Annotated in this window: 21 protein-coding genes; 14 read left to right on the top strand and 7 right to left on the bottom strand. The window is 71.9% G+C overall.

Annotated features, from left to right (window positions below):
* Window positions 1-112 precede the first annotated feature (112 nt).
* Together Q5425_RS13825 and Q5425_RS13820 are read right to left on the bottom strand one after the other, a co-directional pair.
* Window positions 113-913, bottom strand: a complete 801-nt coding sequence (locus tag Q5425_RS13825) for a GAF and ANTAR domain-containing protein (RefSeq protein ID WP_308672601.1) — start codon at window positions 911-913, stop codon at window positions 113-115.
* A 40-nt stretch (window positions 914-953) separates the two neighbouring features.
* The gene (locus Q5425_RS13820; RefSeq protein ID WP_308672600.1) at window positions 954-1,475 is read right to left on the bottom strand and encodes a hemerythrin domain-containing protein; all 522 of its coding nucleotides are present in this window, start codon (window positions 1,473-1,475) and stop codon (window positions 954-956) included.
* A gap of 125 nt (window positions 1,476-1,600) precedes the next feature.
* Between Q5425_RS13820 and Q5425_RS13815 the strand changes: the two genes are divergently transcribed.
* Together Q5425_RS13815 and Q5425_RS13810 are read left to right on the top strand one after the other, a co-directional pair.
* Window positions 1,601-3,118 (top strand): CYTH and CHAD domain-containing protein, encoded by a 1,518-nt coding sequence (locus tag Q5425_RS13815; protein ID WP_308672599.1) that lies wholly within the window; start codon window positions 1,601-1,603, stop codon window positions 3,116-3,118.
* Window positions 3,119-3,272: 154 nt separating this feature from the next.
* On the top strand, window positions 3,273-4,163 hold the full coding sequence (locus tag Q5425_RS13810; protein ID WP_308672598.1) for a transposase family protein: 891 nt from the start codon (window positions 3,273-3,275) through the stop codon (window positions 4,161-4,163).
* 205 nt (window positions 4,164-4,368) lie between these two features.
* Here the strand turns inward: Q5425_RS13810 and Q5425_RS13805 are convergent, their stop codons facing one another.
* Window positions 4,369-5,472 carry a CU044_5270 family protein gene (locus Q5425_RS13805; RefSeq protein ID WP_308672597.1) on the bottom strand — a complete coding sequence of 368 codons (1,104 nt, stop codon included), beginning with the start codon at window positions 5,470-5,472 and terminating at the stop codon, window positions 4,369-4,371.
* Window positions 5,472-6,038: an RNA polymerase sigma factor gene (locus Q5425_RS13800; RefSeq protein WP_308672596.1), complete on the bottom strand. Its 567-nt coding sequence runs from the start codon at window positions 6,036-6,038 to the stop codon at window positions 5,472-5,474. The genes Q5425_RS13805 and Q5425_RS13800 overlap by 1 nt, the downstream gene beginning before the upstream one ends.
* Before the next feature lie 105 nt (window positions 6,039-6,143).
* Between Q5425_RS13800 and Q5425_RS13795 the strand changes: the two genes are divergently transcribed.
* From Q5425_RS13795 to Q5425_RS13780, 4 genes are all read left to right on the top strand, one after another.
* Window positions 6,144-6,419, top strand: a complete 276-nt coding sequence (locus Q5425_RS13795; RefSeq protein ID WP_308672595.1) for a hypothetical protein — start codon at window positions 6,144-6,146, stop codon at window positions 6,417-6,419.
* Between the two features lie 95 nt (window positions 6,420-6,514).
* A complete protein-coding gene (locus Q5425_RS13790) occupies window positions 6,515-6,712 on the top strand; it encodes a hypothetical protein (RefSeq protein WP_308672594.1) in 198 nt (65 codons plus the stop codon).
* A gap of 83 nt (window positions 6,713-6,795) precedes the next feature.
* Complete coding sequence (locus Q5425_RS13785; protein ID WP_308672604.1) at window positions 6,796-7,839, top strand: LacI family DNA-binding transcriptional regulator; 1,044 nt, start codon at window positions 6,796-6,798, stop codon at window positions 7,837-7,839.
* 259 nt (window positions 7,840-8,098) lie between these two features.
* Entirely contained in the window at window positions 8,099-12,202 is a 4,104-nt protein-coding gene (locus Q5425_RS13780) for a beta-galactosidase (RefSeq protein ID WP_308672593.1), read from the top strand.
* Here the strand turns inward: Q5425_RS13780 and Q5425_RS13775 are convergent.
* Together Q5425_RS13775 and Q5425_RS13770 are read right to left on the bottom strand one after the other, a co-directional pair.
* Entirely contained in the window at window positions 12,183-12,893 is a 711-nt protein-coding gene (locus Q5425_RS13775) for a DUF6008 family protein (protein WP_308672592.1), read from the bottom strand. The two genes, Q5425_RS13780 and Q5425_RS13775, sit on opposite strands and share 20 nt — an antisense overlap.
* A gap of 111 nt (window positions 12,894-13,004) precedes the next feature.
* Window positions 13,005-13,622: a LysE family transporter gene (locus Q5425_RS13770; protein ID WP_308672591.1), complete on the bottom strand. Its 618-nt coding sequence runs from the start codon at window positions 13,620-13,622 to the stop codon at window positions 13,005-13,007.
* A gap of 220 nt (window positions 13,623-13,842) precedes the next feature.
* Here Q5425_RS13770 and Q5425_RS13765 point away from each other — a divergent pair, with 220 nt between their 5' ends.
* Window positions 13,843-14,637: an SDR family oxidoreductase gene (locus Q5425_RS13765; protein WP_308672590.1), complete on the top strand. Its 795-nt coding sequence runs from the start codon at window positions 13,843-13,845 to the stop codon at window positions 14,635-14,637.
* A 12-nt stretch (window positions 14,638-14,649) separates the two neighbouring features.
* Here the strand turns inward: Q5425_RS13765 and Q5425_RS13760 are convergent, their stop codons facing one another.
* A complete protein-coding gene (locus Q5425_RS13760) occupies window positions 14,650-15,672 on the bottom strand; it encodes a right-handed parallel beta-helix repeat-containing protein (protein WP_308672589.1) in 1,023 nt (340 codons plus the stop codon).
* Between the two features lie 326 nt (window positions 15,673-15,998).
* Between Q5425_RS13760 and Q5425_RS13755 the strand changes: the two genes are divergently transcribed.
* The 7 genes from Q5425_RS13755 (at window position 15,999) to yjfF (ending at window position 23,983) form a co-directional block, all read left to right on the top strand.
* Window positions 15,999-16,922, top strand: coding sequence for a serine hydrolase (locus tag Q5425_RS13755; RefSeq protein ID WP_308672588.1), 924 nt, complete (start codon window positions 15,999-16,001; stop codon window positions 16,920-16,922).
* Window positions 16,919-17,881 (top strand): endonuclease/exonuclease/phosphatase family protein, encoded by a 963-nt coding sequence (locus Q5425_RS13750; protein ID WP_308672587.1) that lies wholly within the window; start codon window positions 16,919-16,921, stop codon window positions 17,879-17,881. Before Q5425_RS13755 ends, Q5425_RS13750 begins: the two co-directional genes overlap by 4 nt.
* A 324-nt stretch (window positions 17,882-18,205) precedes the next feature.
* Window positions 18,206-19,249, top strand: a complete 1,044-nt coding sequence (locus Q5425_RS13745) for a LacI family DNA-binding transcriptional regulator (RefSeq protein WP_308672586.1) — start codon at window positions 18,206-18,208, stop codon at window positions 19,247-19,249.
* Between the two features lie 122 nt (window positions 19,250-19,371).
* Window positions 19,372-20,352, top strand: a complete 981-nt coding sequence (locus Q5425_RS13740) for an ABC transporter substrate-binding protein (RefSeq protein ID WP_308672585.1) — start codon at window positions 19,372-19,374, stop codon at window positions 20,350-20,352.
* Window positions 20,353-20,457: 105 nt separating this feature from the next.
* A complete protein-coding gene (locus Q5425_RS13735; RefSeq protein WP_308672603.1) occupies window positions 20,458-21,960 on the top strand; it encodes a sugar ABC transporter ATP-binding protein in 1,503 nt (500 codons plus the stop codon).
* The gene (locus Q5425_RS13730; RefSeq protein WP_308672584.1) at window positions 21,957-23,003 is read left to right on the top strand and encodes an ABC transporter permease; all 1,047 of its coding nucleotides are present in this window, start codon (window positions 21,957-21,959) and stop codon (window positions 23,001-23,003) included. The genes Q5425_RS13735 and Q5425_RS13730 overlap by 4 nt, the downstream gene beginning before the upstream one ends.
* Window positions 23,000-23,983 (top strand): galactofuranose ABC transporter, permease protein YjfF, encoded by a 984-nt coding sequence (gene yjfF, locus Q5425_RS13725; protein WP_308672583.1) that lies wholly within the window; start codon window positions 23,000-23,002, stop codon window positions 23,981-23,983. Before Q5425_RS13730 ends, yjfF begins: the two co-directional genes overlap by 4 nt.
* Window positions 23,984-24,037: the final 54 nt, after the last annotated feature.

The following is a 24,037-nucleotide window of genomic DNA, read 5'->3' as shown; positions in this document are numbered from 1 at the left end:
CGACCGCATCATCGCCCGCCACCAGCTCACGAACGGCACCGGCAGCGTGCTGGCCTACCAGGTCGAAAACGAGTACTCTCCCGGGAGAGTGCCGCCACCGGCCTGTTCGCGGTCAGGCCTCCGCAGCCGGCAGCTCCACCTCGGTGTGCCGCGAGGCGAGGGCCTTCGCGAGATCGGCGAGCTTGACGTTGAGGTCCTGCGACGCGCGGCGCAGCACGTCGAAGGCCTCGTCGGCGGTGATGCCGCGGCGCTGCATCAAGATGCCCTTCGCCTGGCCGATGACGTCACGGCTGTCGACCGCCCGGCGCAGGTGCGCCGCCTCCAGCTCGGCCGAGGCCACGGCTTCGGTGTGGGCCAGCGCGAGGGACGCGTGGGTGGCCAGCAGCAGCGCGACGTCGATCGCCCGGGCGTCGAACGCGCCCCGGGCGTGCGAGTAGATGTTGAGCGCCCCGGAGAGCCGGGGCGGGCGGGCGTCCGGGAGCAGGGCGGTGGCCAGCACCGAGTGGTAGCCGTGGCGGGCGGCGGCCGGACCGAACGCAGGCCAGCGCGGGTCGCTCCCCAGGTCCTGGGACCAGCCCACGGCCGGGCCGTCCGGGCGGGCCGACTCCACGCACGGGCCTTCGCCGTGGTCGTACTGCACCTGGTCGAGCCGCGAAGCGACCGGGCCCGTTTCGACCGGCGTGTGGAACGTGCCGTCGACGTCCCGCAGGGTGACGCTGACCAGGTCGGCGTCCGGGACGAGCGCGGTCGCCGCCCCCACGACGAGCTTGAGCACCCCGTTCACGGTCGGCGTCACGTCGAGCAGGGTCCGCGTGAGGTCGGCGAACTGCCGCGCCAGCGGGCCCGGCGCGGATTCACCGTCCCGCCCGAACCAGGCCCGCTCGCGGGCCCACTCCTCTTCGCCGACGCTCATGGAGCCTCACTGTCTTCAGGAACGGATACGAACCTCCCATTCAACCCGATGCCGGGCTGCGCAGGGCGGCACGGGCCCGGTCGACGAAGCCCGGTCCGGGCCACAGCTGGTCGGCCTGCGGCACCCGGTCGGCGAGGTCCGGGTGGGGGAGCGTCGCCGCGGCGTCCCGGACCTCGAGGACTTCCCGTCCCAGTTCCGCCTGCCGGTCGGGGGAGCAGGTGCGCCGGATCTCGCGCACGGCGGCGGGCCCCTCCTCGCGGACGTGCCGCCGTACGGCCCGGATCAGCCCGCCCAGCAGGCGCTCGAACCGGATCTCCTGCGGGCCCGCGCCCTCGAGCCGGCGCATCAGGCCGTCCGCCTCGGCGAGGGCGCTGTCGCCGTCGAGGTAGGGCTCTTCGGCGACGGCGTGCCGCACCAGCGCCGCGATCAGGTGATCGGCGAGGTCCTTGCGGTTCTCCGGGCTGCCCTGGCCGAGTTCGAGCTCGGTGCAGAGCCGGTCGAGTTCGCGGTGGTCGCCGTCGAGGACGGTCGTCAGGTCGGTGTCCGGTCGGTTGCCGTTCATGCACTCTCCTGGTCCGGGCTCGGGATGGGACAATCGGGTACCCGCTGCTCCGGCGCCGAATCCCGTGTCGGCCGCGGGTCCGCCGGGTACCCATCAGGCAAATCCGGCCCCAGGGAGGACGAACCATGGCAGCGCCGTCGCCGGTGACCGAGCGCGAACGCAAGTACGAGATCGTCGCGGGCAGCGGCGTCCCCCGCCTGATCGGCGTCGGCGGCGTCGTGGCCCAGGACGACCCGGTCGAGCACATCCTCGACGCGTCCTACTACGACACCGAGACGTTCCGGCTGGCCCGCAGCGGCATCACGCTCCGGCGGCGCGTCGGCGGCCCCGACGCCGGCTGGCACCTGAAGCTGCCGGTGTCGGCGGACGAACGGCAGGAGTTCCAGCTCCCGCTGGGCGGCGACGCCCACAAGGTGCCCGGCACGCTCCGGCGCCTGGTGCGGGCCTACACCCTCGGGGAGAAGCTGGTGCCGGTCGCGCACCTGCGCACCGACCGGTTCGCCCACCGCCTCGCCGACGCTCGCGGCCGCACCATCGCGACCCTCACCGACGACCACGTCACCGGCGAGGCCGGCGGCGAGACCGCGCACCTCGACGAGTGGCGCGAGCTTGAACTGGAACTCGACCCCGAGACCGAGCCCGGGCGGCTCGAAGAGTTCCACCGCGCCCTGACCGAGGCCGGCGCCTCGGCGGCGCCGTGGCCGTCGAAGCTGCGCCGCCTGATCGGCGACCGCGTCCCGGGACCGCCCCGCAGCCGCAAGAAGCCCACGGCGGGCGAAGTCGTGCTGGCCTCGCTGCGAGAGCACTACGCCCGGTTGCGCCGCGCGGACGTCGGGGTGCGGCTCGACGTCGAAGACTCCGTGCACCAGATGCGCGTCTCGATCCGGAAGCTGCGGAGCACCCTTCGCACCTTCGGGTCCATCATCGACGAGAAGAAGACCGGATCCGTCGCGGCCGAGCTGCAGTGGCTCGGCCGCCGGCTCTCCCCGGCCAGGGACACCGAAGTCACCGAGGCGCGGCTGCGCGAGCAGCTGGACGAGGTGCCGTCGGAGCTCGTGTTCGGGCCCCTGCGCCAGTTCCTCACCCGCTACTTCGCCCGCGAAGCCGAGGAAGGGCGGAGCCGCGCGATCGCGGCCCTGACCGGCAAGCGGTACCTGCAGCTGCTGCGCGCGTTGGACACCCTCCTGGAGGACCCGCCCCTGACCGCGCAGGCGCGAAAGCCCGCGAAGACCGGCCTGCGCAAGCCGCTGCGGAAGGCCGCCAGGAAGCTGAGCCGCGCGGAGGCGGCCGCGCACGGCTTGGCGGGCGAAGAGCTCGGCACGGCGTTGCACGACGTCCGCAAGAAGGCGAAGCGGGCCCGTTACGCCGCCGACACCGTGAAGCCGGTGTACGGGAAGAAGCTGCGGACGTGGCGCAAGAACGTCAAGGCCGTCCAGAACACCCTCGGCGAGCACCAGGACACCGTGGTCGGCCGGGACGTCCTGCGCCACCTCACCATCGCCGGCCACGGCGAGGGGCAGAACACCTTCACGTTCGGGATGCTCCACGCCCGGGACGCCGGACGGGCGGAGAAGCTGCGCGAGACGTTCGCGGGGGAGTGGCGGCGGCTGCGGAGAGGCGACCATCCCGGCTGGCTGAGCTGAGCTGCGCTTCAAGCGCCCCATTGGGGTTGTTTCATCGTGGTTTGTGCTGGTCACGGTGGTGGGGTGGGGCTGTTTGGCTGGTCTGACAAGAAGTGTGTTGGTGGGACGGTGTGGCGTCCTCGGGCATGAGTGAAGCCCTCGGCAAGATCGAGATGTGAGTCAACAACCCACCGAGGGCTTCGAAGCCATTTCTTACCAGGTCACCCTCCCTCTGTCGCGCCGGACCCTGCAGATGGTCGCCGACCTGATCCGGGCCCACCGCGCACGACTGCGGTCCCGGTGGCGCAAAGCCAGTCCCGCCGAGCAGGCACTGGTCGTGCTGGCGGTGCTGCGCCACGACCAGCGGCTGGCCGACATCGGTGGCGGCAACGGGGTCTCGGCCAGCACAGTGCGGCGTTGGGTACTGGAGGTCATCGCGTTGCTCGCCGCCCGCGCATCCCGGCTGGGCCGGGTCCTGCGGCGGCTGGCCGCACGCGGCGCGGCGGTGGTGCTGGTGGACGGGACGTTGATCCGGACCCGCCGCCGCACCGGCAAGGCCAACCGGGCCCACTACAGCGGCAAACACAAACAACACGGCTTGGTCGTGCTGGCCCTCACCGGTGAGGACGGCCGGCTGCTGTGGGTCTCGGCGGCGTTGCCCGGTAAAACCGCCGATATCACCGCTGCCCGCCGGCTGGGGCTGCGGGAGCGGCTCCACCAGCATCAGCTGACCCCAGCCGCAGACAAAGGCTTCCACGGCTGGCACAAAGACCTCCGCCAAACCCGGGACTGCCCAGGCTGCGGCGGCCCTTGTGAGCAGGTCGTGCTGACCCCCTACAAGGCCGAGACGAAACGGCCGCTGACCAAGGCGCAGAAGCAAGCCAACGCGGCCTTCAGCGCGATGCGGTGCGCGGTCGAGGGCGGCTTCGCCGCCCTCAAAGCCTGGCGGATCATCACCAAACTCCGCTGCCACCCCCGCCACGCCACCACCCTGCTGCGGGCCTTGCTCGTCCTAACCCAACACGAGCAAAGCGTCCGCGATACCGCCCCCACCACCAGAACCTGACCGTTAACACACCCCACCAACCACCCCGACCAGCACAAACCAGGATGAAAAAAGCCCAATGTGGCGTTCGGTGCGTTGGACGCACCGAACGCCACATCGGGTGCGTTCAATCGGCACTGCGGCGCGGAGCGCCTCCGTTGAGGGTGGTGGTGGGGGCATGGATGGAGCAACCAACGCCACATTGGGGCGCTCGGGACCGGTGGCGCTACTTCGGCGGGACTTCGCCGAGCCGGGCGACCACCGTGGTGGTGATCGCGCTCGCGCCGAGTTCCGTGCCCGGCTTGATCCACGGGTTCTCGGGCTCCGCCCCCGCGATCGTGCGCTCGCCGATGAACCCGCCCGTCACCGGGTCGATGATCAGCTGGCGGATCTCGTGGCGGTCGTCGAGACCGAGGGCGACGCCGGTGCGGCCGTCGAGGTTCGCCTCCGCCGCCAGGACCGTGATGCCCGGGATCTTCGCCAGGGCCCGGTACCACTGCGCCCGCAGCGGCGCCGGCATCCGGCCCGCCCGGAGGATCTCGATGCCGAAGTGGAACATCACCGACGGCGTCGAGCCGCGGCCCTTCGTCAGCTGCTGCAGCTTCGCGTACAGCGCCGCCGGGTCGTGGGGCAGCGCCGCGTAGAACGCCGGGCTGTCCCAGTCGCTCGCGTCGCCGCACTTCTTCGCCGGCTTGGACTTCGGGAAGAAGTCGCCGCAGCGGCCCTGCCACTGACCTTGGTCCGTCTTCGTGATCTCCGGCTCGGGCGCCTGTGCCTGCGGCACCGACCCGCCGAGGAACTTCCCGGTGCTCAGGATCTTGCGGGTCTCCTGCCAGACGTCGTGCTCGTCCGCCGGGATCCAGCGGTCGACCTCTTGCTCCCACAGGTACGTGTAGCCGGTGCCGTCGCCGGTCTGGACGCCGCGCTGCACCCACGTGTGCTCGGCGACGTACCGGAACTGCCCCGGCCCGACGGGCTGGTCGGCGGCGCCGACGGTGAGGTCCGCGGCCCGGGTCAGCACCTGGACCGCCGACATCAGCCGGACGTCGGGGGCGGCGGCCGTCGGGACCGGCGTGGTGGTCCCCGCCGGCGGCGTTGCGACCGGGCGCGCGGGGCGCTGCTGGACGACGACGGCGGTCACCGCGACCACCCCGGCCACCGCCGCCGCGACCGGCAGGGCGAACCGGCGCAGGCGCTTCGGGCGCAGCGGGACGACCGCCGGCTCGGCGTCGAGTTCGGCCAGCAGCTTCGCGCGGGCGGCCGACAGGTCGGCCGGCGCGGTGCGGGCTTCGCGGTGGAGCAGCTCGAGGCTCTCGTCGAGCTCGTTCATCAGTGGTTCTCCTCGGTGGGGACGAGCAGGGCCTGGAGCCGGTGGCGCACGCGGTGCAGGCGCGAGCGCACGGTGCTCGCGGGCACGCCGAGCGCCTCGGCGACTTCGGCCGGTTCGAGACCGGCCCAGGACGTGAGCAGCAGGACGTCGCGGTCCTGTTCGGACAGTGCGGCGAGTTCGGCGGCGAGCACGCGCAGCCGCGCCGCCGCGTCGACCCGGCCGGCGACCGTCGTGTCGTGGTTTTCGGCCGGGCGGTCCCCGGCACCCGCCTTCGCGGTCAGCTGGAGCCCGCGCACCTCCTGGCGCACGTGGTTGCGCAGCAAGTTGGTGGCGATCCCGTACAGCCAGCCGCGGACCGGCGCCTTCTGCGGGTCGTAGCTCGCCCGTCTTCGCAGCGCGACGACGAACGTCTCCGCCACGAGGTCGTCGGCGACGTGCACGCCCACCCGGCCCGCGAGGTAACCGCGCAGGGGAGGGGCGTACTCGTCGAAGAGCCGCGCGAAGATCTCTTGCGGATCCCGCGCGGCGAGGTCGGGCCGGTCCAGCCGTTCGACGATTCTGGTCACGGTACTGGTTGTCGCGGGCCGCCACCCGCGTCCCCGTCCACCCGTCCGGTTGAGACGCACACCACATCGCGGGAACGGCCGGGCGCCCTGCGGACAACAGCCGGTATGCGCAGAAGGAACGCCAAGCTGCTCGCCGGGACGTGTGCCGGTGCGGTGGCGGCGGTGCTGGCGGCGGCCGCGGCGGTACGGCCGCCGGGGCCCGCCGGGGCCGGGCCGCTGCCCCCGGCCCCGCTGTCCTTGACGACGAGCGTGGCCACCACGGCGACGACGGCACCCCCGTCGCCGCTGTCCGGGAGCATCTCCGCGACGACCCCCGCCGGCTCGTCCTGCCACAGCGCTTCGAGCGCGATGAGCAGCTTGACCAGCGACGCGGCCGGGTAGGTGGCGTCCGGCCGGCCTCGCGGTCGTGCACCATCTCGCTGAGCTTCCCGGGCACGAGGTCCGCGAGGCGCCGCCGATGGGGAGGCCCGGCACGGGTGTCAGCGGCCACCGGCCGGCCGGTGGAACAGGGCCGGTCCTGCCGCGACCCGGACCGCACCGTGCCCACCGGCGGGGTGGTCGGCCGCCGGTACGTCGTGCTCACCGCCCAGCCGGCCGTCGCGAGCCGGCCGAGCGCCACCCAGTGCGTCACCACGGTCGTGAAAGCGCTCTCTGGTCCGCTCGGGTGGTCCTGACGCGGCGCGGGGCGTCCGGAAAGCCCCGGTTCGGCGGTACCGTCTCGTCCGTGGGGACAGGGCGTGAGACGAAGGGGGCCAGGGTGGTGGACCGGGCGAAGCCGGGGGAGCAGACGAGGACGTCTCCGCCGGGGCCGCGGCAGCCGAGCCTGGCCGACGTCGCCGGCATGGCGGGCGTTTCGCACATGACCGTCTCGCGCGTGGTCAACGAGAGCGGACCGGTGCGCCCGGAAACCCGCGAGCGGGTCCTCGCCGCGGTGCAGAAGCTCGGGTACCGGCCCAACACCGCCGCGCGGGCGCTGGTGACCGGCCGGTCGGGCACGCTCGGCGTGGTCGCGCTCGAGTCCAACCTCTACGGGCCGGCGAGCACCCTGTACGGCATCGAGAACGCGGCCCGCGAAGCCGGGTACGGCGTCGCGATCTGCAGCGTGACCCGGCCGGGCCGGACGTCGATCGGGGACGCGGTGGAGAGCCTGCGGCGCCAGGCGGTCGAGGGGATTGTCGTGATCGCCCCGCACGTCACGGCCGGGCGCGCGCTCGCGGGAGCGCCGGCGGACATCCCGCTGGTGGCCGTCGGCGGCGGGGAGTCGGCGCCGGTGCCGGTGATCTCGGTCGACCAGTACGACGGCGCGCGCCGGGTCACCGAGCACCTGCTGTCCCTGGGGCACCGGACGGTCTGGCACCTGGCCGGGCCGGAGGACTGGCTGGAGGCCCGCGACCGGGAACGCGCCTGGCGCGAGACCCTGGAGGGCCGCGGCCTGCGCGTGCCGGCGGTGGTGCGGGGCGACTGGAGCCCGCGCTCGGGCTACGAGGCCGGCCGGACGCTGGTCGGCAAGCGCGGGCTCAAGGCGGTCTTCTCGGCCAACGACCAGATGGCGCTGGGCCTGCTGCGGGCGTTCACCGAGGCCGGCATCCGGGTGCCGGAGGACGTCCACGTCGCCGGGTTCGACGACGTGCCCGAAGCCGCGTTCTTCACACCGCCGCTGACGACCGTGCGGCAGGACTTCATCGAGGTCGGCCGCCGCACCTTCGGGCTCCTCGAAGACCGGATGGCGGGCGGCGACGCCGGCGCCCGGCACCTCGTGGCTGCCGAACTCGTCGTGCGGGAGAGCACTGGACCCCGCTGAAGCGAACCGCTTTCGAGCGCCCGCGAGCGTCGCGAATGACTCATTCGGGACCTGGGAGGTCCCCAATGAGTCATTCGCGACACTGCGGCACGCTCCGCCGCGGGGTGGTTTCCCACGTTGAATCCCTTTCGCCGGAATGGTGTTAGCGTTAACAGAACGACCGCACTGATCCATCCTGGTGTTGTATCTTGACCGCTTCTGTGCGGTCGGCAAAGGTTCGTGTTCGATTGTGGTCCCCGCCGCTCCAGGAGGCCCCCGCATGCGCGCCGCCCGCCGTTCCCGGACGTGGTTCACCGTCCTGCTTTCCGTCCTGTTCGCCTTCGCCGGGATCGCCGTCCCGCAGGCCGCGGCGGCCGCACCCGCGGCACCGGCGGCGCACAGCGTCACCTACGACGGCTATTCGTTCCTGGTCGACGGGAACCGGACCTACCTGTGGTCAGGGGAGTTCCACTCCTACCGGCTGCCGAGCCCCGACCTGTGGCTCGACATCTTCCAGAAGATGAAGGCGGCCGGCTTCAACACGACGTCGCTCTACTTCGACTGGGGCTACCACTCGCCGAAGCAGGGCGTCTACGACTTCACCGGCATCCGGGACCTCGACAAGCTCCTCGACCTGGCGCAGCAGGCCGGGCTCTACGTCATCGCGCGGCCCGGGCCGTACATCAACGCCGAGGTCGACGGCGGCGGCTTCCCGACCTGGCTGTCCACCACACCCGGCCACACCCGCAGCGCCGACCCGGTCTACCTGCGGTACTCCGACGAGTGGCAGACGCAGATCGACCGCATCATCGCCCGCCACCAGCTCACGAACGGCACCGGCAGCGTGCTGGCCTACCAGGTCGAAAACGAGTACTACAACGGCAACGCCGACGGCCGCGCCTACCTGCGGCACCTGGAGGACAAGGCGCGCGCCGACGGCATCACCGTCCCGCTGGTCGGCAACAACAACGGCACCTTCAACGCCGGGGACGCCGCGCTCGACGTCGACGCCGCGGACTCCTACCCGCAGGGCTTCGACTGCTCGAACCCGGCGAAGTGGAACGGCGTGCCGGACATCAGCTACGACCACGTCCCCGGCAAGCCGCTGATCACCGCGGAGTTCCAGGGCGGCGCCTTCGACCCGTGGGGTGGGCCGGGCTACGAGAAGTGCGCCCAGCTGATCAACGACCAGTTCGCGAACGTCTTCTACAAGCAGAACATCGCGGTCGGCGCCACCGGTCAGAGCTTCTACATGCTCCACGGCGGCACTTCCTGGGGCTGGAGCGCGATCCCGCAGAACTACACCTCCTACGACTACGGCGCGGCGATCACCGAGGGCCGCCAGTTCGACCCGAAGTACGCCGAAGACAAGCTGATCGGCTACTTCACCCAGTCCGTCGCCCCGCTGACGAAGACCGACGGGCTCGCGGGCGCGCCGCTGACCGATCCGGCGCTCACCGACACCGCCCGGATCAACCCCGACACCCGCACCCAGTTCCACACCCTGCGCCACAGCGACTCGACGTCCACCGCCACGAACACCACGAGTGTCGCGCTCGACCTCGCCGCGCACGCCGGTTACACCTACGACGACCGCGCGGCCGAGGTCGGCTACACCGGCACCTGGAGCCACGTCGGCCCCGAGGTGAACTACACCGGCGGCGACTACCAGCACACCGAGTCGTTCTCGGACGTCACCGGCGACAGCGTGAACGTCCCGTTCACCGGGACCGGGATCCGGTGGGTGACGTCGAAGGACCCGAGCCACGGCATCGCCGACGTCTACCTCGACGACGTGAAGGTGACCTCGGTCGACCTCTACGCGGCCGGCAAGCAGAACCAGACCGCCGGTTACGAGGTGCGCGGCCTGCCCGCCGGGCCGCACACGCTGAAGATCGCCGTCACCGGGCAGAAGAACGCGAAGGCCACCGGGGCGTTCGTCGTGGTGGACGCCGTCGACCTGCTGTCCGGCAGCTCCGACTACTACCCGGTCGTGCCGCAGCAGCCCGGCACCGGCATCACGCTGAACGGCCGCCAGTCGAAGATCCTCGTCGCCGGTTACGACCTCGGCGCGACGCGGATGCAGTACTCGACGTCGGAGATCATGACGACCGCGGCCATCGGCCACCGTGACGTCGCCGTGCTCTACGGCGACCAGGGCGGGCCGGGGGAGACCGTCCTGCGGTTCGCGCAGCAGCCGTCCGTGCAGGTCCTCGACGGCGCCGCGACGAGCACGTGGGACGCCGCGCGCGGCGACCTGCGGCTGAACTACACCCACCACGGCCTGACCCGGGTCCTCGTCACCGCCCCCGGCGCGCGGCCGCTGCTCCTGCTGCTCGCGGACAAGGCGACGGCGGCCACGTTCTGGCGCCAGGACACCGCGGCCGGCCCGGTGCTGGTCCGCGGCACCCACCTGGTGCGGACCGCGACCGACCGGTACGGGCTGCTCTCGCTGACCGGCGACACCGGCACCGACGGCGCGTTCGAGGTCTTCGGCACGGCGAAGGCGGTGCTGTGGAACGGATCCCGGGTGCCGGTGAAGCCGACGCCCAGCGGCAGCCTCACCGGGACCGCCCCGGTTGCGAAAGCCGTGACGCTGCCCGCGTTGACCGGCTGGAAGCACCAGGAGGAGTCCCCGGAGAGCCGGCCGGGCTTCGACGACTCGGCTTGGCCGGTGGCGGACAAGGAAACCACCAACAGCTCGACGGCGCTGGGAGCAAAACCGGTGCTCTTCGCCGACGACTACGGCTTCCACACCGGCAACACCTGGTACCGCGGCCACTTCACCGGCGACGGGAAGCAGACCGGGATCGCCCTTTCAAGCCAGAGCGGCGGCCCGGCGGGCGCGTTCTCGGCGTGGCTCAACGGCGTCTTCCTCGGCAGCTCGACCAGCCCGCAGCACACCTTCGGCTTCCCGGCCGGTGCGCTGAAGCCGGGCGACAACGAGCTCTCCGTGCTGACCGTCAACATGGGTCACGAGGAGGACTACGGCGCCGCCAACGGGAACAAGGCCGCGCGCGGGCTCACCGCGGCCCGGCTCACCGGAACGCCGCTGACGTCGGTGACCTGGCGGCTGCAGGGTGTCCGCGGCGGCGAGACCGGGCTGGACCCGGTCCGCGGGCCGCTCAACACGGGCGGTCTCTACGGCGAGCGCGCGGGCTGGTCGCTGCCCGGCTTCCCGGACCGCGGCTGGGCTCCGGCCTCGCTCCCGGCGCAGGACACGACCCCCGGCGTCTCCTGGTACCGGACCACCGCGGATCTGGATCTGCCACGCGGCCAGGACACTTCGCTCGGCCTGACCATCACCGACGACCCGGCGCGGCAGTACCGCGCGCTGCTCTTCGTCAACGGCTGGCAGCTCGGCCAGTACGTCAACTACCTCGGGCCACAGCACAGCTTCCCGATCCCCAACGGCATCCTGAACGGAGGAGGCCGCAACACCATCGCCGTCGCGGTGTGGAACCTCGACGGCAGCACCGGCGGCCTCGGCAAGATCGCCTGGACGAACTACGGCAGCTACCGTTCGCCGCTGACCGTCCGGCAGAACGCGTCGCCGGGCTACGACCCCGTGCGGTACGCGATGCCGCCGTCGCCCACGGCCGGGGTGTCGCTCACCGCGCCGGACACGGCCTCGGGCGGGCAGCCGTTCACCGCGTCGGCGACGGTGCGGGTGCCCGCGGGCGCACCTCCCGCCTTCGACGTCAAGCCGGTGCTCACCGCCCCGGCCGGGTGGACGGTGAGCGCCGCGTCGCCGCCGTCGGTCCCGCGGATCGACGGCGGGAACCCGGCCACGTTCACCTGGACCGTGACCCCTCCCTCCACTGTGGACACGGCCGCGCTGAAGGTCGCGGTGGCCTACCGGCAGGCGGGACGCGCGGGCTCGGTCACCGGCGAACGGATCGTGGGGGCGGTGCCCCCGGCGCCACCCGCCGGGCAGGTCGCGGTGGGTTCGCTGTCGTTCCTCACCGCCACGAACGGCTGGGGCCCGGTCGAGCGCGACACGAGCAACGGCGAGGCGAGCGCGGGCGACGGCAAGCCGATGACCATCGGCGGCGTCGCCTACGCCACGGGCCTCGGCGTCCACGCGGCGAGCGACGTCCAGCTCTACCTGGCCGGGGCGTGCACCCGCCTGACGGCTTCGGCGGGCGTCGACGGCGAAACCGGCACCGGCGGCAGCGTGAGCTTCAGCGTCGTGGTGGACGGCGTCACCCGCGTCACGACCCCGGTGGTCCGGGGCGGGCAGCCGGGGGTGCCGGTCGACGTCGACGTCACCGGGGCCCAGGTGCTCGACCTGGTGGTCGCCGACGGCGGCGACGGCAACGGGCAGGACCACGCCGACTGGGCGGTGCCGACGCTGACCTGCGTCACGCCGCCCGCCCGGTGACCGACGGCAGCGGCCGGAGCACGAAGCCGGCGCGGACCTCCCGGCGCTCGCGCCACAGGTGGTACAGCGCGAGCCCGAAGATGATCGAGCCCAGCACGTTCGCGGTGAAGTGCCACCAGACGCGGTAGGTGGTCAGCCCCGGGCCCGGGTCCACAAGACCGAAGAACGTGGACAGCCCGATCGCCCGGGGCGCACCGGACGCGACCGACAGGGTGAGGACCAGGTGTTCCAGCCCGTGCAGGCCCTGCATCCAGACGCCCGTCTTCGCCCAGCGGCGAGTGCGGGTGCCCGTGGCCCGGCGGGTGATCACCATGACGCCCGCCAGGCCGGCCAGGAAGAGGAAGTTGCCGGTCAAGTGCAGCAGCTCCATCCCGAACGCGGGCCGGCCGGGCAGGACCTGCTGCAGGCCGTTCGCCAGGCCGGTGCCCCACGGCGTCATCCAGGCCGGGCCGTTCGGGTGGCCGAGCCAGTACCCGGCCTGGGCGACGTGCTCCTGGACGTGCCCGAGCTGCCCGAGCACGCCGGAGCCGATCACCGCCAGCGAGCCGCGGTAGACCCAGGGCCGCACCGGCCCGCGGTTCGCGCAGGCCAGTACGCCGACCGCCGTCCACATCACCAGGGCCCAGAGCACCAGCAGCACCGCGCCCGCGGTGTCCCACCCCGGCATCGGCATCGGCATCGGCATCACCATGGCCGCCTCCCGCGTTCGTTTCCCCGACGCTAACCGGGGACCGGGCCGCCGAACGTCTTCCGGAGTGCGCCCGGGAACCGGACAAACCGTTACACAGCAACGGTTTCCGGCTCAGGAGAGGACAAGCCGGACGGCGAGTGCGGTGATCACCGCACTCGACACGAGCGCCGTCACCAGGCGGCCCCGCGCGCCGGTCAGGACCCGCCCGAGCAGCGCCCCGCCACCGGCCAGCGCGGCTTGCCAGCTCGCCGAGGCGGCGAACGCGGCGAGCACGAACACCGCCTGGTCGAGCACCGGTACCGCCGCGCCGGCGCGGTCGCCGACCACCAGCGCGGTGAAGTAGACGACCGTGGCCGGGTTGACGAGGGTGATGCCCAGCAGGCTGACGTACGCCCGTCCCGGTGCCAGCGGCGTCACCGGCCGGGTGGCGGGAGCGCGGTGGGAGCGGACCGCGCGCAGGGCTCCGTAGGCCGCGAGCACGACGAGGACCGCCGCCGAAACCAGCCGCAGCGGCCCGGCGAAAGGGGCGATGACGCCCGCGATCGCGGCACCGCCGAGCACGGCGACCAGCGCGTACACCCCGTCCGCCGTCGCGACGCCCATCGCGGCGGCGAGGCCGGTCCGGAGCGACGTGCGGGCGGTGAGCGCCACCAGGTACGTCCCCACGGCGCCGACCGGGATCGCGATGCCGTAGCCGGCGAGCAGGCCGGCGAGCAGCGCGCCGCTCACGGCGCTGGAGTGATCGACCCCCGCGGAGGGCACGGCTGCTGCTGGACCGGCGCGGTGGTCGCGGCGACGGTCGGCAGGAGCGGGGTGCGGTACGTGGTCATGCGCCGATCGTGGCGGCGGCGGGTGGGGGAGGGCAACCGGATTTCCAGCCGGTGGGCTCCGGCGAGCTGTGCTTGAATCGCCCCGGAAGCAGGCAGGGCGCGAGAGAGGGCTTTCGGCGATGCGGGTCGACCTGAGCGGGAAGACGGCACTGGTCACCGGATCCACCCAGGGGATCGGCGCGGCCATCGCGACGGGCCTCGCGGCGGCGGGCGCGCGGGTCGCGATCAACGGCCGGAGCGAGACCGGCGTCCACAAGGCCATCGCGCGGCTGCGCGAAGAGGTGCCGGACGCGGACTTCCTGCCGGCCCCCGGCGACGTCTCCGAAGAGGCCGGCGCGGCCCAGGTCGTCGAGGAGGTGCCGGACGCCGACATCCTCGTCAACAACCTCGGCATCTTCGGCGCCCAGGATCCCCTGGAGATCACCGACGCCGACTGGCGGCACTACTTCGAGGTCAACGTCCTGGCCGCGGTGCGGCTCACCCGCGCCTACCTGCCGGGCATGACCGACCGCGGCTGGGGCCGGATCCAGTACATCGCCAGCGATTCCGCGATCGTCATCCCGGCCGAGATGATCCACTATGGCGTGTCGAAGACGGCGTTGCTGGGCGTGTCCAGGGGATTCGCCAAGCACGCGGCCGGCACCGGGGTGACGGTCAACGCGGTGATCGCCGGCCCGACGCACACGGGTGGTGTCGAGGACTTCGTCTACGAGCTGGTCGACAAGGACCTCCCGTGGGAGGAGGCCCAGCGCGAATTCATGAAGCAGCACCGCCCGCAGTCGCTGCTGCAGCGGCTGATCGAGCCGGCGGAGATCGCGCACCTGGTGGTGTACCTGAGTTCCCCGTTCGCTTCGGCGACCACGGGCGCGGCGGTGCGGGTGGACGGCGGGTACGTCGACGCGATCGTGCCGTGAGATCCCGGAGCCTCACGGGGTGACGGGGATGTTCGTGAGCCCCGAGCGGGCGTTCGTGACGGTGTTCGACGCGTGGACCACGTTCGGGTTCGCCGCGCACTTCGACACCGAGCTGATCCTGATCGCGTAGGCGCCCACACCGCCGAGGTCGGACTTGTTGCCGCGCCAGACGTTTCCGCAGCCGTTGGCGAACGACGGGCTCGTGCTCGGGTTGTGGTTCTCGTAACCGTTGGCGAACGTGCCGGGCGGGGCGAACGTGCCCGTGTTGCCCTCGATCGTGTAGCCGATGCCCTTGACGTCGATCCAGGAGTCCGCGGAGTTCTGGCCGGTGATCCCGCGGCCGTCGAAGGTGTTGCCGCGGATGACGCCGTCGAAGGTGCCTTCCTTGACGTCGATGGGTTCGGCGGCGACGAAGGGGCCGATGTGGTTGTCCAGCACCTGGATCCGGTCGCCGCGGTCGACGCCGCCGGAGTTGCCGTGGCAGCCCCAGTTCGAGCCGGCCGAGCCGAGGTAGACGCCTTCGCCGTAGCCGGGCTGGACCAGGCCGGTGTAGCTGATCGTGGAGTTCTTCAGCACGCTGTCGGCCGACGAGCGGCGGAAGTGCACCGCCTCCTCGTCGACGTGGTGGACCGTGACGCCGTCGATGGTGGTGTGCGGGGAGCCGTCCGCGACGATGCCCTTTTTGGACTCCTGCACGGTGAACCCGCGCAACGTCCAGTACGGCGCGCCGGCGAGCCAGAGCCCGTAGCCGGAGTCCCAGCCCGCGGTCGGTGCCGGGCAGCCGGGGGCCTCACCCGAGGGGCCGTCGTTGATCAGGACGGCGTTCGCGGGGCCGGACAGCGTGATCGGCTGGGCCGCGGTGCCGGCTTTCGTCGTGACGAACGAGCCGCGGTAGGTGCCCGCCGCGAGCCGGATCGCCTGCCCCGGCGCCGCGTTCGCCAGGGCCGCCCGCAGCTGGTCGGCCGTGGCGACGTCGACGGTTTCGCCCGCGGGTGGGGGAGCGGCCGCCTGTGCGGCGGCTGCGGACAGGGTCACCGCGGCGCAAAGAGCCGCAGCGACGGGGAAAACGGCGCGAGGGGACGAGCTTCGAGGGAACACCGACGGCCTCCGGAAAGCGGGACAACGGAGGTGTTGCGGCGGACACCCGGACTTCCCTTTATAGGTCACCGCCCCGGCACCGGTCAACAGGGTGAACATTGATCATGGATGTGAACGTCGGGGTTCGGCGAGGAACCCTTGGGACAGAATCGGGACAGTTCTGCATCACTCCTGTCGAACAACTCCGACGGCCCGGTGATCTTCCCCGGCCAAAGTGACCGGAGTGCGCTTCCCCGAGCGCACCCGGCACCCGGAGGAGATCGATGGCCCGCACCCGCATCCCGCCCGTCGCCGCGGGGGTGGCCGCCGCGGTGGCGGTCGCGCTCGCCGCCGCCGGCTGGGTCGTTTTCCCGCCCGAGACCGCCGGGCGGGCGCTCGCCGCGCGGCCGGACGTCGACCTGCCGCTGCCGTGGCCCGCCGAGGGGCAGGCGAGCGCCGAGGTCCAGGACCTCGGCTCGCTCGGCAGCCGCGGTGAGCAGCGGCCGGTGCCGATCGCCAGCGTGACGAAGGTGATGACCGCCTACGTCGTGCTCAAGGACCACCCGCTCGGGCCCGATGAGACCGGCCCGGAGATCACCGTCGACGAGCAGGCCGAGGCCGAGTCGTTCTCGGCCGAGGAGTCGAGCGTGCCCGTCCGCGCGGGCCGCCGGTTCGGCGAACGGGACCTGCTGGCCCTCATGCTCGTCCCGTCCGGCAACAACGTCGCCCGCCTGCTCGCCCGCTGGGACGCCGGGAGCCAGGAAGCGTTCGTCGCGAAGATGAACCGCGAGGCCGCGGCGCTCGGCATGACCAGCACCACCTACACCGGCGCCAGCGGCGTCGAGGATTCGACCACCAGCACCGCCACCGACCAGCTCCGGCTCGCCCGCGAAGCGATGAAGAACCCGGTGATCCGCGCGATCGCCGCCACGCCGAGCCTGCGGGTCGACGGCGTGCCGGGCTCGGTCGTCAACACGAACACCCTCCTCGGCCGCGAGGGCGTGATCGGGCTGAAGACCGGCTCGTCGACCGCCGCCGGGGGCGCCCTGATGTGGGCGGCGCGGGCCCGCAGCGGCGCGCTGATCCTCGGCGTGGTCCTCCACCAGAACCCGGGCGGGACCCCGGCGGCCGGGCTGCGGGCCGCGCTGGACAACAGCGAGAAGCTGATCGCCGCCATCCAGCGGGAATTGCCGGCGGCCACCCGGTGACCGCGACGACCGAACGGCCGGCCGCACCCCGCCGCCGGGCCGGGACCTGGCGGCGCGGCCGGGTCATCGCCGCCTTCGCCGTCCTGACCGCCTTGCTGCTGCTCGCGCACCCGCTCGTGCCGAACTGGGTGGGCAACGCCGGCAGCCTGCTGGAGACGTTCCTGCCCTGGACCGGCCTGCTCGTCGTGCCGCTGCTGGTCGCGGCCGTCGTCCGGCGCTCGGCGCTCGCGCTCGTGTCACTCCTGCTGCCCGCGCTGGTCTGGGGCGGGTTCTTCGGCGGCAGGCTCTTCGACAAGCGGGAACGCGGCGGGGACCTCACGATCGTGTCGCACAACGTCAACGACGAGAACGCGGACCCGGCGGGCACCGCGCGGGCTCTGGCGGCCGCGGGCGCCCAGGTGATCGCGCTCGAGGAGCTGAAGAAGTCCGAGGTGCCGAAGTACGAGGACGCCCTCGCCGCGGGCTACCCGTACCACTCCGTGCAGGGCACCGTCGGGGTGTGGAGCACCTTCCCGCTGGGCGGCACGCGGCCGGTGGCGATCATGCCGTGGACCCGCGCGCTGCAGACCACAGTGGACACTCCGAAGGGGCCGGTGGCGGTCTTCGTGGCGCACCTGCCTTCGGTGCGGGTGCGCCTCGACGCGGGGTTCACCGCGAACGGCCGCGACGAGGCGGTCGGCCTGCTGGCCGACGCCGTCGCCGCGGAAGCCGCACCGCGGACCGTGCTGGTGGGCGACTTCAACGGCACCGCCGACGACCGCGCGCTCGCGCCGATCACGACCCGGCTGCAGTCCGCGCAGGACGAGGCGGGCGACGGCTTCGGCTTCAGCTGGCCCGCCGCGCTGCCCCTGGCCCGGATCGACCAGGTCTTCGTCTCCGGGGTGCGGCCGCTGGCGGCCTGGACGCTGCCCGCGACCGGCAGCGATCACCGGCCCGTCGCCGCCACCGTGGCGTTCTGAACCGGTTGGTTCGCGTCCCTGGACGGTCGGTTCGCGTACCTGGACGGACGACCCGGATCGGGCCCGGGTACGGGCGCGTGCCGGCCGTTCCGGAGGGGCGAACATGCACTTGAACACCGTGGTGACGGGGCTGCCGGTGAATTACAAACGAGTTCCCCCGCAGGTCGAGGCGTCGAACGCGGCGAAGGGTGCCCTCGGAAGCACGTGATTAGACCGTTACGCGACCCGGGGTTGACCCCGTGGGTGTTATCGCTAACACTAACTCCTCGTCGTCACCGGAACGGGTGACGCAGACCATGTCGGAGCGGACGGAAGGGGACGCCGGTGGCCGAACGACCCCGCTCCGGCGGACCCGTGAAGGTGACCGCGGCCGGGACGCGCCAGCCCAGCCTGACCGACGTCGCAGGCGTGGCGGGGGTGTCCCACATGACCGTGTCCCGGGTGATCAACGGGACCGGCCCGGTGCGCCCCGAGACCCGGGCCCGGGTGCTCGCGGCGATCGAGGAGCTGGGCTACCGCCCCAACTCCGCGGCCCGCGCGCTGGTCACCGGGCGGACCGGCACGCTCGGCGTCGTCGCCCTCGAGTCCAATCTGTACGGTCCGGCCAGCACGCTCTACGGCATCGAGAACGCCGCCCGGGAAGCCGGGTACGCGATCACGATTTCCAGCGTCAGCCGGCCGGGGCGGTCGTCGATCGCCGACGCGGTGGAAAGCCTGCGCCGCCAAGCGGTCGAGGGGGTCATCGTGATCGCCCCGCACGTCAGTGCGGGCCGGGCGCTGGAAGCCGCGCCCGCGGACTTCCCGGTCGTCGCGGTCGGCGGCGGGGAGGCGGCCCCGGTGCCGGTCATCTCCGTCGACCAGCGCGACGGCGCCCGCCGCGCCACCGAACACCTCCTGGCGCTGGGCCACCGCACGGTGTGGCACATCGCCGGGCCGGAAGACTGGCTGGAGGCCCGCGACCGCGAGCTCGGCTGGCGGGAAACCCTGGAACGCCACGGCGCCGGGGTCCCGCAGGTGATCCGCGGCGACTGGAGTTCGCGGTCGGGCTACGAGGCGGGGCGATCCCTCGCCAAGGACAAGGATCTGGACGCCGTCTTCGCCGGCAACGACCAGATGGCACTGGGTCTGCTGCGCGCGTTCGCCGAAGCGGGCATCTCGGTGCCGCGGGACGTGCGCGTGGCGGGCTTCGACGACGTCCCCGAGGCGGCGTACTTCACGCCGCCGCTGACGACGGTGCGCCAGGACTTCATCGAAGTCGGACGGCGTACGTTCGGCCTGCTGGCCGGGCGGATGGACGGAGGCGACCGGCACGCGCGCGCCCTGGTCGTCCCCGAGTTGATCGTGCGCGAGAGCACCGGTCCGCGCTAGCGCGGCGGCCGGCGGGGGCCCGGTGGTCCCCGAGGGATTGTTAGCGCTAACACGCAACGACCGGTTTGACCCCGAAAATAGTCCCCACCCAGGTTTTCCCACAGATCATCGTCGATCGAGGAGTGAACGTGCTGAAGAAGCGATGGGCCGCGGCGGCGGCCGCGGCGGCCGGACTCGTGCTGCTCACCGCCTGCGGGAGCGGCGGTTCGTCCGGCTCGTCCGGCGGGGCGGTCACGCTCGGCTTCGCCCAGGTGGGCGCCGAGAGCGGCTGGCGGACGGCGAACACCAAGTCGATCCAGGAATCGGCGAAGACCGCCGGGATCGAGCTGAAGTTCTCCGACGCGCAGCAGAAGCAGGAGAACCAGATCTCCGCGATCCGCTCGTACATCCAGCAGAAGGTCAAGGTCATCGCCTTCTCGCCGGTGGTCGAGTCCGGCTGGGACACCGTGCTCAAGGAGGCCAAGACGGCCAACATCCCGGTCATCCTCACCGACCGGGCGATCGACTCCCCGGACAAGTCGCTCTACAAGACCTTCCTGGGCTCGGACTTCGTCGCCGAGGGCAAGAAGGCGGGGGAGTGGCTGACCAAGGAGTTCGGCAGCGCCACCGGCCAGGTCAACATCGTCGAGCTGCAGGGCACGACCGGTTCGGCCCCGGCGAACGACCGCAAGAAGGGCTTCGCGGACGTCATCGCGGCGGACCCGAAGTACAAGATCGTCGCTTCGCAGACCGGTGAGTTCACCCGCGCCAAGGGCAAGGAGGTCATGGAGGCCTTCCTGAAGTCCCAGCCCAAGATCGACGTGCTCTACGCGCACAACGACGACATGGCCCTCGGCGCCATCGAGGCCATCGAAGCCGCGGGCAAGGTCCCGGGCAAGGACATCAAGATCGTCTCGGTGGACGCCGTGAAGGACGGGATGCAGGCGCTGGCCGACGGCAAGATCAACCACATCGTCGAGTGCAACCCGCTGCTCGGCCCGCAGCTGATGGACCTGGTGAAGAAGGTCGCCGCCGGCGAGCAGGTGCCCGCCCGCATCGAGACCCAGGAGACCGAGTTCGACCAGGCGGCGGCCAAGACCGCGCTGCCGCAGCGCCAGTACTGACACCTCACCTGCGGGTCGTGAGTGGTAAGGCGCGTTCTAACCCGCCTTACCACTCACGACCCCCGCGGCCACCCCGGAGCACACCAAATGCCTGAACCGCAGCCCATGGTGCGGATGAGCGGTATCCGCAAGGAGTTCCCCGGCGTCCTCGCCCTGGACGGGATCGACTTCCGGATGTTCCCCGGCGAAGTCCACGCCCTGATGGGCGAGAACGGCGCCGGCAAGTCCACCCTCATCAAGGTGCTGACCGGCGTGTACGGGGTGGACGCGGGCACGATCGGGCTGAACGGCGACCAGGTCGCCTTCAGCGGGCCCGGCGAGGCGCAGCAGGCCGGCATCAGCACGGTCTACCAGGAAGTCAACCTCTGCCCGAACCTGTCCGTGGCCGAGAACGTCTGCCTCGGCCGCGAACCCCGCCGCTTCGGCCGCATCCAGTGGGGCGCGATGCGGCGGCGGGCCGAGGAACTCCTGGCCCGGCTGGACGTCCACGTGGACGTCTCGGCCGAACTGAGCACCTGCTCCATCGCGGTGCAGCAGCTGGTCGCGATCGCCCGCGCGCTCGACGTCGACGCGCGGGTGCTCGTCCTCGACGAACCGACGTCCAGTTTGGACACCGGTGAGGTCGAGCAGCTGCTGAAGGTCGTGCGGTCCCTGCGCGAAAGCGGTCTGGCGATCCTGTTCGTCTCCCACTTCATCGACCAGGTCTTCGCCATCGCCGACCGGATGACCGTGCTGCGCAACGGAAAACTGATCGGCGAGTACCGCACCGCGGACATCACGCCGGTCGACCTGGTCACCAAGATGATCGGCAAGGAACTCGAAGTCCTCGAGGACCTGGAGGACTCCGGGCCCAGCCGGGCCGAGGTCGCCGGAGCGCCGGTGCTGCTGGCCGCCGAGGACCTCGGCCGCAAGGGCGGTGTCGCGCCGTTCAGCCTCGACATCCACGCCGGGGAGGTCATCGGGCTGGCCGGTCTGCTCGGTTCCGGGCGCACCGAGCTGGCCCGCCTGCTGTTCGGCGCCGACCACGCCGACAGCGGCTCGGTGCGGGTCGACGGCGACCCCACCTCGCTGCGCACCCCGCGCGCCGGGCTCGACCACAAGATCGCGTTCCTCTCGGAGAACCGCAAGGCCGAGGGGCTGGTCGAAGAGCTCACCGTGCGGGAGAACATCGTGCTGGCGCTGCAGGCCTCCCGCGGCTGGGCGCGGCCGCTGTCCCGCCGCCGTCAGGACGAGATCGCCGAGAAGTACGTCAAGGCGCTCGACATCCGGCCCGCCAACCCGGAAGCGCTGGTGGGCAACCTGTCCGGCGGCAACCAGCAGAAGGTGCTGCTGGCCCGCTGGCTCATCACCGAGCCGCGGCTGCTGATCCTCGACGAGCCCACCCGCGGCATCGACATCGGCGCGAAGACGGAGATCCAGAAACTGGTCACCCAGCTCTCGGGCGAGGGGATGGCCGTCGTGTACATCTCCGCCGAACTGGAAGAGGTCCTGCGGCTGAGCCACCGGGTCGTCGTGCTGCGCGACCGGAAGGTGGTGGCGGTCCGGGACAACCAGGCCCTCACCGCGGACGACATCATGGCCACGATGGCCGAGGGGGTGCAGGCGTGAAAGGCTTGACGAAACACCGGCTGTTCTGGCCCGTGGTGGCGTTGCTGGTGCTGCTGCTGGGCGACCTGATCGCGAGCCCGTCGTTCTTCAAGGTCGAGATGCGCGACGGGCACCTCTACGGGAACCTCGTCGACATCCTCAAGAACGGCGCCCCGCTGATCCTCATCGCGATCGGCATGACGCTGGTCATCGCCACCCGCGGCATCGACCTTTCGGTCGGCTCGGTCGTGGCGATCAGCGGCGCGCTCGCGTGCCTCTGGGTCAGCGGCAACTCCGACGGCGCCGGCACCACGCTGATCGCGTTCGGGCTGGCGCTGGGACTGTCCCTGGTGCTCGGGGTGTGGAACGGCTGGCTCGTCGCGGCGCTGGGCATCCAGCCGATCATCGCCACGCTGATCCTCATGGTCGCCGGCCGGGGCATCGCGCAGCTGATCACCGACGGGCAGGTCATCACCGTCAACTCCCACTCGTTCGAGTGGATCGGCAGCGGGTTCCTGTTCACGCTGCCCAGCGCCATCCTCATCGCGCTGGCGGTGTTCGTGCTGGCTTCGGTGCTCGTCCGCCGGTCCGCGCTCGGGCTGCTGGTCGAGGCCGTCGGCGGCAACCCGGAGGCCAGCCGGCTGGCCGGCCTCCGCTCGGCGCGGCTGACCTGGCTCGTCTACGTCTTCTGCGCCCTGTGCGCGGGCATCGCCGGGCTGATGATCAGCGCGAACGTGCACAGCGCCGACGGCAACCACGCCGGGTTGTTCATCGAACTCGACGCGATCCTCGCCGTCGTCGTCGGCGGCACCCAGCTGACCGGCGGCCGGTTCTCCCTCGGCGGCTCGGTGATCGGCGCGCTGCTCATCCAGACGCTCACCACCACCGTCTACGCCCTCGGCATCCCGCCCGAGGCGATCATGCTGTTCAAGGCCCTGGTCGTGCTGGCCGTGTGCCTGCTGCAGTCGCCCGCGTTCCGCCGGAAGCTCCGGCGCCGCCGGACGCCGCAGGCCGGGACGGCGGCAGCCACGCCCGCTCCGGAGAAGGTGGAGGTCACGGCATGACCACGCTCGCCCGCGTCAAGGGCTACCGGCCGCAGCAGCGGCACCTGCCGATCCTGGCGACGATGGCGCTGCTGATCGGGGCGTACATCTTCGGCGCGTCGAGTTACGAGGCGTTCGGCTCGGGACAGGTCGTCCTCGACCTGTTCATCAACAACGCCTTCCTGCTCGTCGTCGCCGTCGGCATGACGTTCGTGATCCTCACCGGCGGCATCGACCTGTCCGTCGGGTCGGTGGTGGCGCTGTCCACGGTGATCTCCGGCGACCTGCTGCAGAAGCACGGCTGGCCGGCGTACGCGGCGATCGCCGTGGTGCTGGTCGTCGGCGCGCTGCTGGGCGCCGGGATGGGCGCGCTGATCCACTTCTTCGAGATCCAGCCGTTCATCGCGACGCTGATCGGGATGTTCTTCGCCCGCGGTCTCTGCTACACGATCACCACGGAGGCGTACTCGATCGACAACACGACGATCGCCACCCTGGCCCAGACGCAGCTCCCGCTCGGCGGCGAGCTGCACATCTCGATCAGCGTGGTCGCCGCCCTGGTGGTGGTCGCCGTCGCGGCCTACGTCCTGGCCTTCACGCGGTTCGGGCGCACGGTGTACTCGATCGGCGGCAACGCGCAGTCCGCGATGCTGATGGGGCTCAAGACCGGCCGCACCAAGATCGCGGTGTACACGATCAGCGGGTTCTGCTCGGCGCTCGGCGGGCTGCTGCTGGTCCTCTACAAGTCCTCGGGCGACCCGCTCAACGGCGTCGGCCTCGAGCTGACGGCGATCGCCGCGGTCGTCATCGGCGGCACCATTCTGACCGGCGGCTCCGGCTACGTGCTGGGCACCGTGCTCGGGATCATGGTGCTGGGCATCATCCAGACCCTGATCACCTTCGACGGCACCCTCAACTCCTGGTGGACCTCGATCATCACCGGGGCCCTCCTGTTCGTCTTCATCGTCCTGCAACGCCTCGTCACCCGCCGCCCCCGCTAGCGCCAACGCCGAGCTTTCACGTGAAAGCTCGGCTTCGGCACCCCCTTCGAAGGA

The sequence above is a fragment of the Amycolatopsis sp. A133 genome, assembly GCF_031082405.1.
In the GTDB taxonomy this organism is placed as follows: Bacteria; Actinomycetota; Actinomycetes; order Mycobacteriales; family Pseudonocardiaceae; genus Amycolatopsis.
Note: the sequence above shows the minus strand (reverse complement) of the source record. Positions and strands in the feature narration are given on the sequence as shown.